Source organism: Streptomyces sp. NPDC059169, from assembly GCF_042755225.1.
GTDB lineage: Bacteria > Actinomycetota > Actinomycetes > Streptomycetales > Streptomycetaceae > Streptomyces.
Map to the genome: position 1 here is coordinate 65,450 of NZ_JBHZCF010000015.1, position 11,902 is coordinate 77,351.

Annotated in this window: 12 protein-coding genes and 2 pseudogenes; 9 read left to right on the forward strand and 5 right to left on the reverse strand. The window is 70.7% G+C overall.

Features of this window, described 5'->3' with window-relative positions; translation table 11 throughout:
- Nucleotides 1-77 precede the first annotated feature (77 nt).
- Nucleotides 78-986, reverse strand: a complete 909-nt coding sequence (locus tag ACFXOM_RS25540) for a lysophospholipid acyltransferase family protein (RefSeq protein ID WP_385039462.1) — start codon at nt 984-986, stop codon at nt 78-80.
- 122 nt (nt 987-1,108) lie between these two features.
- Complete coding sequence (locus ACFXOM_RS25545) at nt 1,109-1,885, reverse strand: GNAT family N-acetyltransferase (RefSeq protein ID WP_384941852.1); 777 nt, start codon at nt 1,883-1,885, stop codon at nt 1,109-1,111.
- Nucleotides 1,886-2,218: 333 nt separating this feature from the next.
- Here ACFXOM_RS25545 and ACFXOM_RS25550 point away from each other — a divergent pair, with 333 nt between their 5' ends.
- A complete protein-coding gene (locus ACFXOM_RS25550) occupies nt 2,219-2,443 on the forward strand; it encodes a dodecin (RefSeq protein ID WP_384941851.1) in 225 nt (74 codons plus the stop codon).
- 102 nt (nt 2,444-2,545) lie between these two features.
- On the opposite strand, the gene ACFXOM_RS25555 is transcribed toward ACFXOM_RS25550, so the two are convergent.
- The gene (locus tag ACFXOM_RS25555; protein WP_384941849.1) at nt 2,546-3,034 is read right to left on the reverse strand and encodes a hypothetical protein; all 489 of its coding nucleotides are present in this window, start codon (nt 3,032-3,034) and stop codon (nt 2,546-2,548) included.
- Nucleotides 3,035-3,093: 59 nt separating this feature from the next.
- Here ACFXOM_RS25555 and ACFXOM_RS25560 point away from each other — a divergent pair, with 59 nt between their 5' ends.
- The gene (locus tag ACFXOM_RS25560) at nt 3,094-4,137 is read left to right on the forward strand and encodes an MsnO8 family LLM class oxidoreductase (protein ID WP_384941847.1); all 1,044 of its coding nucleotides are present in this window, start codon (nt 3,094-3,096) and stop codon (nt 4,135-4,137) included.
- A 65-nt stretch (nt 4,138-4,202) separates the two neighbouring features.
- On the opposite strand, the gene ACFXOM_RS25565 is transcribed toward ACFXOM_RS25560, so the two are convergent.
- Nucleotides 4,203-4,700 (reverse strand): SRPBCC domain-containing protein, encoded by a 498-nt coding sequence (locus ACFXOM_RS25565; protein WP_384941845.1) that lies wholly within the window; start codon nt 4,698-4,700, stop codon nt 4,203-4,205.
- 173 nt (nt 4,701-4,873) lie between these two features.
- Between ACFXOM_RS25565 and ACFXOM_RS25570 the strand changes: the two are divergent.
- A pseudogene (locus ACFXOM_RS25570) lies at nt 4,874-6,084 on the forward strand (IS701 family transposase).
- 189 nt (nt 6,085-6,273) lie between these two features.
- Here ACFXOM_RS25570 and ACFXOM_RS25575 read toward each other — a convergent pair.
- Nucleotides 6,274-6,774, reverse strand: a complete 501-nt coding sequence (locus ACFXOM_RS25575) for a CAP domain-containing protein (protein WP_385039465.1) — start codon at nt 6,772-6,774, stop codon at nt 6,274-6,276.
- A 638-nt stretch (nt 6,775-7,412) separates the two neighbouring features.
- On the opposite strand from ACFXOM_RS25575, the gene ACFXOM_RS25580 reads away from it, so the two are divergent.
- The 6 genes and pseudogenes from ACFXOM_RS25580 to ACFXOM_RS25605 all read left to right on the forward strand — a co-directional run bounded on the left by ACFXOM_RS25580 (nt 7,413) and on the right by ACFXOM_RS25605 (nt 11,357).
- On the forward strand, nt 7,413-7,673 hold the full coding sequence (locus ACFXOM_RS25580; RefSeq protein WP_384941844.1) for a hypothetical protein: 261 nt from the start codon (nt 7,413-7,415) through the stop codon (nt 7,671-7,673).
- 476 nt (nt 7,674-8,149) lie between these two features.
- Nucleotides 8,150-8,776, forward strand: a complete 627-nt coding sequence (locus ACFXOM_RS25585; protein ID WP_384941842.1) for a TetR/AcrR family transcriptional regulator — start codon at nt 8,150-8,152, stop codon at nt 8,774-8,776.
- Nucleotides 8,773-9,687 (forward strand): DAPG hydrolase family protein, encoded by a 915-nt coding sequence (locus ACFXOM_RS25590; RefSeq protein ID WP_385039468.1) that lies wholly within the window; start codon nt 8,773-8,775, stop codon nt 9,685-9,687. Before ACFXOM_RS25585 ends, ACFXOM_RS25590 begins: the two co-directional genes overlap by 4 nt.
- 75 nt (nt 9,688-9,762) lie before the next feature.
- Nucleotides 9,763-9,903: a DUF1427 family protein gene (locus tag ACFXOM_RS25595; protein ID WP_384941838.1), complete on the forward strand. Its 141-nt coding sequence runs from the start codon at nt 9,763-9,765 to the stop codon at nt 9,901-9,903.
- 460 nt (nt 9,904-10,363) lie between these two features.
- A pseudogene (locus ACFXOM_RS25600) lies at nt 10,364-10,837 on the forward strand (MFS transporter); the annotation flags it as partial.
- Nucleotides 10,838-10,904: 67 nt separating this feature from the next.
- Complete coding sequence (locus ACFXOM_RS25605; RefSeq protein WP_385039471.1) at nt 10,905-11,357, forward strand: hypothetical protein; 453 nt, start codon at nt 10,905-10,907, stop codon at nt 11,355-11,357.
- Nucleotides 11,358-11,902: the final 545 nt, after the last annotated feature.

Sequence of the window (11,902 nt, forward strand, 5' to 3'; positions counted from 1 at the left end):
CGGGGAGGGGGGGGGGGGGGGGGGGGGGGGGGGGGGGGGGGGTGGGGGGTTTCTTGGGGGGGGGGGGTGGGGGGGGTTCAGGAAAAAGGGGGGGGGGGGTGGTTTTTGGGTGTTTGTTGGCGCCCCCCCCGGGGCCCGGTACCCGCCAGGACGGCTGGGCGCGGTCCCCCGTTGGCCGCGTGCGGAGCGGGTTCGGCCTCGTCCCCACCACGATGCGCGGCGTCCGCGTCGGGGGTCCCGGGTAGCTGCCCAAAACCGGTCGGGGCGCTACCGGCACCCGTACCGGGGTCGACGGGCAGGTTGACCGCGTGCTGCGCCGCACGGGCCAGTGAGCGGCGGTGGGCGTGCGTTCCGGCGGGGAGCGCCGGGAGGACCGTGAGCTCCGCGGTGAGCCCCCGGGTGGTCACGACCCGCCACACTGACGCGCCCAGGGAATCGTCCCCGACGAAGGCAGCGGCGCCGGTAGGGCGGTAGCCGATGCGGACGGGCTGGACGTCGGCCCCGGCGTCGAGCGCCGCCTGGAACGCCGCGTTGCGGAAGCGTCCCCTTCCGCGCCCACACCAGGTGGATCCTTCGGGGAAGACGATGACGCGCCCCCCTCCGCCGAGTGCCTCCGCAAGGGCCCGGACCACCGCGGGCAGCGCACGCAGCCTGTCCCGGTCCACGAAGAGCGTCCCGCCCCGGGCGGCCAGCGGCCCGAGCAGCGGCCACCGTCTGATCTCGCGCTTGGCCAGCATCCGTCCGGGCAGGGCAGCGGCCACGAGGGGTACGTCCAGCCACGACACGTGGTTCGCGACGACCAGCGTCCCCGGCGTGCCGGCCTCGGGCAGGGCGACGGTTCGGAACGCCGGAGCGGACCCGCATGCCGGCGGATCGGTGATCAGCAGCCGTACCCCGAAGGCGCGGATGACCGCACGGGCCCACAGACTGGCCAGGCGGGCACGGCCCGCCCGGCCCACCGGAACCACCAAGGGTGACAGCAGCACTCCGGTGAGCACAGCGGCCGTTCCCGCGATGAGGCGGGCCGTTGCCCGCAACCGCCCGACACGCGGCCACCGCGTGCTCGCGCAACGGTCCGGGGTGCAGGGCGCGGTGGGCATCCAGACGCTCATGTCACCGGGGCCAGCGAGAGGAAGTGGCGCAGGTATCGCGGATCGGTGCGGCGCAGCGACAGCAGGACGTAGAGGTCGGCGACGCCGAAGTCCGGGTCGTGGGCGGGCGCTCCGCAGACCCACGCCCCGAGCCGCAGGTAGCCGCGCAGCAGCGCCGGGAGGTCGGTGCGTCCGGTGGGCCTGGTGATGCCGTCAGCGCTCCAGAGCTTGTGCGGGGTGACCCAGTACTCCTCCGGCGCGAGGTGCTTTGTCCTGACCGTGTCCCAGGTGGCGGCGGCGACGGCACCGCCGTCGGCGAGCGGGAGGGAGCAGCACCCGGCCAGCCAGGTGTGGCCGGTGCGGGTCATGTAGCGGGCGAGCCCGGCCCAGATGAGCGCGATGACGGCGCCGTTGCGGTGGGCGGGGTGGACGCAGGAACGGCCGACCTCGACAAGGTCGTCGCGGATGGGGGCGAGCCGGGTGATGTCGAACTCCGTCTCGGCGTAGAGCCGGCCCGCGACCCGGGCCCGCTCGGGCGGCAGCAACCGGTACGTCCCGACGACCTCGCCGGTGTCCTCGTGACGGACCAGCAGGTGGTCGCAGTACGCGTCGAACGCGTCGGTGTCGAGGCCGGGTTCCGGCCCGTCGAGCCGGGCGCCCATTTCGCCGGCGAACACCTGGTGGCGCAGCCGCTGCGCCGCCCGTACGTCGTCCTGGTCGCGAGCGAGGCACACCACGTAGCGAGGTTCGGCGGACAGCAGCGGGGCGGGGACGACGGCTGGCGATGCGGGCATGGCGGTCTCCTCTGCCGGACGGTGGGGTGGACCGCGCCTGTGGGCGGTCCGGCCCCTAACTCATTCCGTGTCCGGCTGGATTCGACATGACGGCCGTGCGGAGCCTGAATGTGCGCCGTCTGAATGGCGGGCGACTCCGTGCGGCCCGCCCGGCTCGGGGCCGCGGCACCGGCCGGGCCCAGCGGGCAGGACTCTCCCGGTGCGGCCGGGGGTGTGTGTCCCGATCGCGCTACGTGTGCGTCCCGGGTCCGCCCGCGACGCCTCGCGGAGCGGGACGGGCTGGGGCACCGTGGAGGGGCAACCCGCGACACGGCGGAGAGGAGAACGGGCCTCATGTCCCAGCACACCTACCGGGTCACCGAGATCGTCGGCACCTCGCACGAGGGCCTCGACCAGGCCATCCGCAACGGCATCGCCCGCGCCAACCAAACGCTCAGGGGTCTCGACTGGTTCGAGGTGACCCAGGTCCGCGGCAACATCGCGGACGGCGAGGTCGAGCACTACCAGGTCGGTCTGAAGGTCGGCTTCCGGCTGGAGGAGGCCGAAGGCGGGGGCTGACGGTCACCCGTTCGGCCGTGGCCGGGGGCCGGCCGGCGGACGTGTCCGCGCCGGGTCCCGGCGGCCGGTCATCCGGCCCCCACGGCACGGCGGCGGGGGCCGTCAGGTGCGGCCCTGACGCCGCTGCGCGTCCTTCATCTCCACCGACGTGCCCGCCCACCGTGCGCGTACCACACGGAAGCCGGCGCGCTCGGCGGCGTCACAGACGTGCTCGTCGTCGTCGACGAGCATCCGGATCTCCCGCTCGCCGCCGAGACGCCGCAGGACCTCCAGCTTGGTCGTCCGGGCGGGTCTGCGGTCGTCGTTGCGCCGCATCCACAGCCTCCCCCTCGGCAGCCCGTGCTCCTCCAACCAGGCCGTGGTGGCCTTCCGGCACCGTTCCGGCCTTCCCGTGAGGTACATCACTTCGCAGTCTTCGGCGGCCTTCGCGAGCAGCCTCACGCCCTCCGCGAGCGGAACGTCCTCGGGCGCCGCGGCGAAGAAGGCGTCCCAGTCGCGCGGCCTGCGCAGGAGGTGGTGCTGCCGGTGGCCGGTCTCCGCGAGGGTTCCGTCCAGATCGAATACGGCCAACGGCCTGCTCTTGTCGGTCACGGGCCCACCCTAGGCACCACCGGCGGGAATTTCTGCGGCGGGCGGGCGTTCCAGCTGGGGTGACACGAGCGCTCGTTTCGACCCGGATCTCCGTGCTGGACCGGTCCCGCACCCGTGAGGGGCAGGGCGGCCCGCAGGCGCTGCGCGACACCGTGCGGCTCGCGCAGGAGGTGGAGTCCCTCGGGTTCCACCGCTTCTGGGTCTCGGAGCACCACGGCGTGCCCGGCGTGGCCGGCTCCGCGCCGACGGTGCTCGCGGCGGCGGTGGCCTCGGCGACCTCGACGGTCCGGGTCGGCACCGGAGGGGTGATGCTGCCCAATCACCAACCTCTCGTGGTGGCAGAGCAGTTCGGTGTGCTGGAGTCACTCTTCCCGGGCCGGATCGACATGGGCGTCGGCCGTTCGGTCGGCTTCACCGGCGGGGTCCGTCGGGCCCTCGGTCGGAGCGAGGAGGATGCCGAGGACTTCGCCTCTCAACTCGACGAGCTGCTGCGGTACTTCACAGGAGAGCACCCGCAGGTGCACGCCCGGCCGTCGGAGGGGCTGCGGGTACCGCCGTTCGTCCTGGCCACCGGGGAGGGAGCGGGCATCGCCGCTGCGGCCGGGGTGCCCCTGGTCGTCGGTGACCTCAGGAGCCGAGAGCGGCTGCTCCGCGCGGTGGACCGCTATCGCACGGAGTTCCGCCCTTCGGCCTGGTCGGCCGATCCGTACGTCGTAGTGGCCGGTACGGTCGCGGTCGCGGAGAGCGAGGACGCTGCCCGGCACCTGCTGCTGCCCGAGGCGTGGTCGATGGCCCACGCTCGTACGCACGGCACCTTTCCCCCGCTGCTGCCCGCCTCCCGGGTGGAGACGCTGGAGATGACCGCGAAGGAGCGCGAGCTCTACACATCGGGCCTGCGCGGCCACATCCACGGCACGGAGGACCGGGTCGCGGCCGCGCTGGAGGAGGCCATCGGGGACACCGGGGCGGACGAGGTGCTGGTCACGACGAGCACGCACGACCGCGACGGGCTGCTCGACTCGTACCGACGGCTGGCCCGCCTCGCCGGTCTGAGCGCGACCGGGGCCCGGGTGGCTGCCTCGTACTCCAGCCGTAGATCGTGATCTCTGGTCAGCGCGGCGTGAAGACAGTGCGGCCACCGGTAGGCCCCTCCCGGGGAGGAGTGATCTCAAGGCGACGCAGCCGACGACATCAGCTCTTCCAGCTTGTTGAGAGCCTGAGTCCAGCCTTCCTCGTGGAGAGCTTGTCGTCGCTCAGTTGCGAAGTCACCCTGGGTGAAGACCAGCTCCGCCGACGTACCGTCGATATCGCGAAGCGAAAGCGTCACTACCGTCTCCCGATCCTCGGGATCGGGATCCTGCCATCGGAAGGTGTAGGACAGGCGTTCCGGAGGGTCGACCTCAAGGAATTCCCCTACCAAGTAGAATAGATCGCCTTCCGGAGGCTGCATCGCGATCCGATAACCGCCCCCTGGCCGAAGGTCGCTTCCCACGCTCGGGGTGGTGAACCCGTCAGGGCCCCACCACTTGGCCAGTTCCTCTGGTTGGGTCAAGGCTCGGAATACAACTGAGCAGGGCGCGGTGAGAACACGCTGCATGTGCAGACTCAGTCCGCCCTCGTGCGTCATCATGACCCCTTCCGCCCCAAAGGCGTCGAGATCGACCACTACACCCATCATAATGCGCTAGCCGTAGACTTCGATGTGGCTGGTCAGGGGCAGTGCGAGGGCAGGTACGGCACCGGTGATCATCGTGTGTTGTGTGGACAAACGAAGATCAAGCGGTGGCCGCAGGCCATAGCGTAGACCCCGCGCGCTGGCGGGGCATGTTCGATGCCCTGATGGGTCGGATCGCGGGCCGATTCGTGCGGGTCGAAGCGCAATGCCGCGCACGATCCCTCGTCCTGGGACTGCTGTCCGACCTGCCAGGGAAGAATTGCCGGACGATCGCTGAGCATGCCGGACGGCCTGCAGCACCTGCTGGCCCGGGCCAAGTGGGACGCGGACGCGGTCCCGCGACGACCTGCGCGGATACGTCGTGGAGCATCTCGGTGATCAGGATGCGGTACTGGTCGTCGACGAGACCGGCGACCTGAAGAAGGGCACCCAAACCGTGGGCGTGCAGCGCCAGTACACCGGTACCGCGGGCCGCATCGAAAAACTCCCAGGTCGCCGTCTGCCTCGTCTACTCAACTCCAGCCGGACACACCGCGATCGACCGGGAGTTGTACATCCCGCGCTCGTGGACCGATGAACCAGACCGCTGCCAGGCAGCCGGGATCCCCGACGAGATCGGCTTCGCCACCAAGCCTGCTCTGGCCACTGCGCTGATCACTCGCACCCCGGACGCTGGCATCCGCGTCGCCTGGGTCACCGGTGACGAGGTCTACGGCGCCAACCCGCACCTGCGCGCCGCGATGGAAGCCCGGCAGACCGGCTACGTCCTCGCCGTCGCCTGCGACCATCAGATCCCCACCCGCGCAGGGAAACTCCGGGCCGACGCCCTGGCCAAGAAGCTGCGCAACCGGGCCTGGCAGCAACGCTCCGCAGGCACCGGAGCCAAGGGACTGCGCCTCTACGATCGGACCGTGGCCGACATCACCGACACCCGGCCCGGCCACTACCAACTGCTGATCCGGCGCAATCGCCGCACCGGCGAACTCGCCTTCTACCGCTGCCGTCCCGCTGGCCACCCTCGTGCGCGTGGCCGGACGCCGATGGACGGTCGAGGAAACCTTCCAGTCCGGCAAGGGCCTGGCCGGACTGGACGAGCACCAGGTGAGGCGGTGGATGTCCTGGCGCCGGGTGGATCACCGTCGCCATGCTCGCCCACACCTTCCTCCCAGTCGTCCGCGCCGACGAACACGCCCGCCACCCCGCACCAGACGCCCTCGTATCGCTCACCTGCAACGAAATCCAGCGCCTGTTCGTCACTGTCGTCATCCGACCCGTCCACGGCACAGCCCACCGGATCAGCTGGTCCCACTGGCGACGCCGCCACCAGGCCCGATCCCAGACCAGCCACTACCAACGACAAGCCGCCCGGGCATAAAGATCACGATCTACGGCTGGAGTACCAACCGTCGGCGCCGAGGTGGTCGCGACGTTCGACGGACGCCGGCGTTCTGGCTGCCGCAGCAGCGGATCTGGTTCGAGCCGAGCGCAGGCCCCGGCCTGTTGGGGCCGGCTCGCGATGGGCGGTCCCTCACCGCCGGCAAGCCACGCCCGGGCCCGGACCACATCAGAACGGCCCCGTTTTCCTGCCCATGTCCAGCGTCCAATAGTGGACCCATGGGCCACCTTTACAATAGCCGAAGCCAGCCTCGCGAATGTCGTCTGGGGTAAACCAGTCATCAAACAGGATGGCATTGCGATGATCCCAGTCCCACGTCTCGTCATCTTGCATCCAGAAACGCACAACCTTCTCTGCGGTGTCGAATCCGAAGGCGACGTTTTCCGCCCGCCAAGTGTGGTACCCCGCCTGCCACATCGGCTGTCCAGGTTCCGAAACCGATGTTCCGTCAGGACCGAGGTGCTTGTACTTTTCGGCATTCTCCCTGTCTAGGCCTGCCAAGAATTCGCTGTGGGCACGCGCTATTCCGATCAACGCTCTCGAAAGCTTGAAGTCCGGGACCCCAGGCGGCATGACAGCTTTTTCCGAGTTGCCGTGAGGCGGGTAGTTCTCCGGATGTGTGCGTGCATCTGTGACGAAGTGACGCAGTTCTCTTTCCTCAGCAGACATGGCCGTGAGGACAAGCCGCGGATGCCGAGGGCGAATGCCCCCGTGGCTCGGTGTCATCGCGATTCTTCTTCCATGCGTAGGGCGTGCAGGCACGGGCCTGGACAGCTGGGCGCAGGCTTCCGCGACCGGGTCCAGACCGTCCCGCGAGAGCGGATACACACCGCCGGCACTACGACCACTTCGTTGGCACACGCACGTGCCCGAATGAGCGACTCTCGCCGAGATGAGCTCTCTTTGCCGGACCACGAGACCGACGCGTCGACGCGTTATGACTCTCCTCAATGCCCCTCTCTTTCAGGACAACACCACCCCAGTACCTTCGCAAGTCCCGCGAGCAGAGGCGTTCCGGTGCCCCTGACCGGCGAACTCCGTGCGCCGGTCAGGGAAGTGCGGATCGCGGGTCGAGGCCCGCACAGACCCACTCGGTCCCAGACCAGTTTTCGTGAACCGCTGTACCGATACCCCCAAGGGGCCGGTCTCACCGAACGTGCCAAACTTGCCTGATGGCCCCTCGGATACCGGTAAGGCACGGGATCCCCGGACAACTTGCCCGCCTGACACTCAATTTGCGGCCGAGATAACTCGCGAAAGCGCTGCACGCCGACCTCCCGTTGGCACAGCACCGCCTCAACGATTGGATGGACGCGCCCACCCGCGCCGAGGCCACCGACGAACACCCGCGCCGGCTGCGGCTCCCGCACGCCGCCCAGGCGATCAAGGTCACCCGCCGCCGACGCGACCTGAACAGCGGCAAGATCCAGATCGAGCACGTCTGCGCCGTCACCGGCCACGACGCGTTCTCCGCGACCACGCCCAGCTCGCCCGGGCGGTGCAGCCAGAGCACCCCGCCGGCAGGCCCGGCCGCCAGGCCGAGGCATCCCGCCTTCAGCCCGGAGTAGGGGCTGCGAACGGTCACCGCGTACGGCGCCGGGCGAGGAGGGCGGAGTGTTGCGGTGTGCGGGCATCCGGCGCCGGCGGATGCCCGCTGCGGTGCGTTCGCTCGTTGACACGACGATGGCGCCGGTCCCCGCACCAGTGCGGCGACGTGGCTGCGGTGTCTCCTGCCGGCCCATCCAGGACGGCGCTCCGGTCACCCGTCCCCTCGGCGCCGTCTGGGCCGGCCCGGAAGGGCACGGCTTGCCCTCGGAACGCCTCTCTTCGGTCCGACGCCGTCTTCTCGTGGGCGTGGGGCCGGACCACCGCATCAAGGTGGACTGCTGCGACGTGTTGTGACGGTCAGGCACCACACAGTGTCGCGCACCATGCCGGGACGGCACGGTCCCTGCGGCAAGCCAGGAAATATTTTACACACTGTGCAAACTTGCTCAGCACGTGTAAATATAGGAGGGATCCGCAGGCAAGAGGAGGCAGAGCAGTGCCCGCTGCAACGAACCGGACGCTGAGAGCCCGGGAACGCAATCGGCTGTCGATCCTGACCGCCGCGAGGGAGGCGCTGGCCGCTGACCCGGACGCGAGCATGGACGACATCGCCGCAGTGGCCGGGGTGGTGCGCCGCACCCTGTACGGCCACTTCCCGACCCGGCAGGACCTGGTCGCGGACCTGGTCCGGGCAGGGGCGGAGCAGTTCGTCGCGCACCTGGGGCCCATCGACGTCGCGGCCGATGACCCCGACGCGGAGCTGGCGGCGATGGTGCTGCGCACCTGGGGTGCGGCACGCGAGTTCGCCGTGGTGGTCGAGCTCGCCCGCCGGGGTGCTCCCGACGCCGTGGTATCGGCGATGGAGCCGTTCAACGCGGTCGTCGCCGAGCTGATCCGGCACGGGCAGCAACGCGGCGTCTTCGGCAACGACCTCGATCCCGGGATGCTGTCGCGGGCTCTGGAGAGCACCGCGCTGATGTTCCTGTCCGCCGAGCCCACCGATCGCTGGGGTGGCGACGCCGCCGACGTGGCCCTCACCCACCTGCTGCTGCTCGGCACGCCGCTGGACGCGGCCCGCGCCGCGGTCCGCACCGCGCGGACCCGGGAGGGAGAAGCCCGATGAGATACGAGCTCAGCGCCGCCGACCGGGCGCCAAGACCGGCCGGCGGCATCCGCGAACCACGCTACCTGGGCTACCGGGAGGCCGACCGGGCCCAGCCGTACGCGAGCTATTTCCGGGCCCGGACCCGACCCGTCCAGGAGCATGTCGTGCACGCCCTGGTCAGCGGGATGGCGCCGACCGAGTACGGGTACGGGGTCGACGAGGTCGCCGACCGGCTGGCACGGCCCGCGTACGAGGCCATGGAGACCGGCTGGACCCGCCTTCCCGGCGGGGGCGTCATGGTCTGCGTCCACACCCCGATGCCCGGCGCCACCGCGAACATGTGGGACTGGTGGTTCGGCTGGCACAGCCGGGAGAGCGCGCGGTACAAGCTGTGGCACCCGGACGCCCACCAGTACTGCAGGCTCGGCCTGGACCGCGGCGCCGACCTGACCCTGACCGACCGGCAGCGGTACATCGGCAATGTCTCCTACGTGGACGAGTACATCGGCGGCCGGATGCAGCCGCTGGCGATCCGGTTCCTGGACCCCGAGAAGATGGGTATCACCCCCGTCACCGGGACCACCCACATCTGCGCCCGCGTCGGCCTCAGCTCCCACCCGCTGGCTTTCGGATGGCTGGTCCACCAAGTCAGGCCCACCGAGGACGGTGCCGAGATGCGGTCCCGGTTCTTCCTCGGCGACGGCGCACTGCTGGACCTGCCCGCCCACGCCCTGCCACCCGGCCTGGCCACCCGCGCCCTCACCTCGCCCCCGGGCCGTGCGATCGGCCGCGTCCTCGCCCCCAGAGCCGCGCCACGGCTGACACCCGCCACCATCGGCACCGACATGATCCACCACTGCGCCGCGGAGATGAACCACCTTGCCACCTTCCTTCCCCGACTCCACGAGGAATTCCGGGGCACCCCATGACACGTCCGGCCGGCTCGTCCGCCCCCGCCGGGCAGGGTCCGTACCGCTTCGGCCGGCCTGCCCGTGATCGTCTGCGTGCAGTCGTTCGGCGCGGGAGCGGTCGTCGGCGTCCTGTACACGGCGCTGCGGGTGCGGTCCCCCGCGCCACCGCTCATCGGCCTGATCGGCCTGGCGGGCATGCTTGTCGGATACGGCCTGCCGGACTGCCTCACATGACCGCCCGACTGCGCCGATGCACCGTCACGTTCGCCGCCGGGCTACCAGCCGGAGCGGTGATCCGGCTGCTCGGCGTTCCCAACCCGGCTCCTCCTTGGAGCGCGCTGTGCGCTCTGCTCGGCATCCTCACGGCCGAACGCCTCACGGCGCGGGCCCGCACCCGGCACCCCTCCGTGCCTTCCCCTCGCCAATCCGGCCGGCCCCCTGCGGACTGACCCACGCCCCACGGCATCCCAGGTGCCTCGGCTCGCCGGGACGCCCGCCGTCCTCATCTCGAGAAGGTCCCCGCATGAGCACCGTCACCCCGACGGTCCCAGACCTGGCAGATCCGCGCTCCTCCCCACGGCGGCTGCTGTGGCTGCTGCTGATCGCGAACACCGCCCTGTTCGCGATCTACGGTGGCGTCATCGGCGTGCTGCTTCCGCTGCAGGTCGAGCGCATCGACGCCGCCAACAAGGTCATGCTGCTCGGCCTCGTCACCGGCGTCAGCGCCGTGATCGCCACCCTGTTCAGCCCTCTGGGCGGCGCGCTGTCGGATCGCACCCCGGTCACGGTTCGGCCGCCGTCACCCGTGGCTGCTCGGCGGCGCCGCCCTGGCGATGGTGTTCCTGGTCTCGCTCGGCCTCAGCCCGACAGTACCGCGGCTGATCGTTTTCTGGTGCCTGCCAGCGGACCTCTGTCGGACCGGCTCGACCGCCGCAAGGTCTTCGTGGGCGCCTCGGCCGTCGCCGCAGGCCTGTCGATGCTGCTCCCGCCGGCCGACCCGACCTGGACGACCATGCTCGTCTTCGCCACCTGCAACGGCGCCGCGTTCGGCGTCTACCTGGCCGTGGACACCGCGCTCATGATCCTCGTCCTGCCCGACCGCTCCGATGCCGGACACGACATGGGCATCCTCAACATCGCCAACGCCGGACCGCAGATCATCGCGCCGTTCGCCACGTCCCTGGGTTCCCCGCCGGCGCCCCGCCAAGCTGTACGTCGAGGGAATCCACCCGCAGGTGGCCGCCGGCTACGCGCAGGTCGTCGACCACCCGAGCGAGGCCGACCTGGCGGTGCTGCGGCTCCAGGCACCCCACGACCCTCGCGGAGGAGGGTTCGAGCAGCTGTTCCGTCAGAGCCGCCTGCACTACACCGACCCCGAGATCGGCCACGTCGCGGCCATCGCCGACGCCGTCCCCACCGTGGTCGACGTCTTCCTCGAACGCCCCGCCACCCTCACGGGCCTGGCCGGACACGCCCAGCTCGTCGGCGACTTCGGTGCGACGGACCGGGCCGTCCTCGATGCGGTCCTGGACGGCAACGGTGGCGGTGCCACCCTCCCCGTCGAGCTGCCCCGCACTCCCGAGCAGGTCGACAACGGCGGCGAGGACGTCCCCCGCGACGCCGGAGACCCTCTCTTCGCCTACGGCCACGGCCACCCGACCCCCGAGTCCGGCACAGCCGCCCCGTAACTCACCCCGACACCCCGCCCCACTCCCACTCCTGGTGGAAACGCAGCCGAGTCCGCCCGGCCGGTCGCAGCTGCGAGTACCTCGTCCTCGGCCGGGCGGCGAGCACCGCGCACCCAAGTCCCCTCCTCGGACGGGTACTCCCCCGCTTCCCCCTCGTCTCGACCCCATGCGTTCCATGCCGTTGACCACACGACATCCACGACGACGCGGCCGGCAGAGACCTTCCCCTCTTCCGCCTCCGCACCCAAGAGCTGCGCGTCGTGGCCGCCCACTCTCACCCGCCGGAGACTTCCGTGCACTCACCCTTCACCCCGACAACCGCCGACGGCCCACGAACTCCACGCAACGCGTTCCGTGAGGCCCTGCACGGCACCCAACGCACCTTCCTGGCAGTCAATGCGATTCCCCTCGCAGTCAGCGTCGCCCTGCTTCCCGCGACAAACCTGGCCTCCGTGCGCGTCGGCGGACACCTCACCATCGGGGTGGTGTGGGGCCTCCTGCAATGCGTCCTCTTCGTCACCAGCACCTGGTGGTACGAGCTTCGA

What these genes read in the sequence shown, in the direction of transcription:
- ACFXOM_RS25590 (WP_385039468.1), top strand. Translation starts at nt 8,773, where the DNA reads ATGAGATACGAGCTCAGCGCCGCCGACCGGGCGCCAAGACCGGCCGGC.
- ACFXOM_RS25580 (WP_384941844.1), top strand. Translation starts at nt 7,413, where the DNA reads ATGGACGCGCCCACCCGCGCCGAGGCCACCGACGAACACCCGCGCCGG.
- ACFXOM_RS25575 (WP_385039465.1), bottom strand. Translation starts at nt 6,774, where the DNA reads ATGTCTGCTGAGGAAAGAGAACTGCGTCACTTCGTCACAGATGCACGC.
- ACFXOM_RS25550 (WP_384941851.1), top strand. Translation starts at nt 2,219, where the DNA reads ATGTCCCAGCACACCTACCGGGTCACCGAGATCGTCGGCACCTCGCAC.
- ACFXOM_RS25545 (WP_384941852.1), bottom strand. Translation starts at nt 1,885, where the DNA reads ATGCCCGCATCGCCAGCCGTCGTCCCCGCCCCGCTGCTGTCCGCCGAA.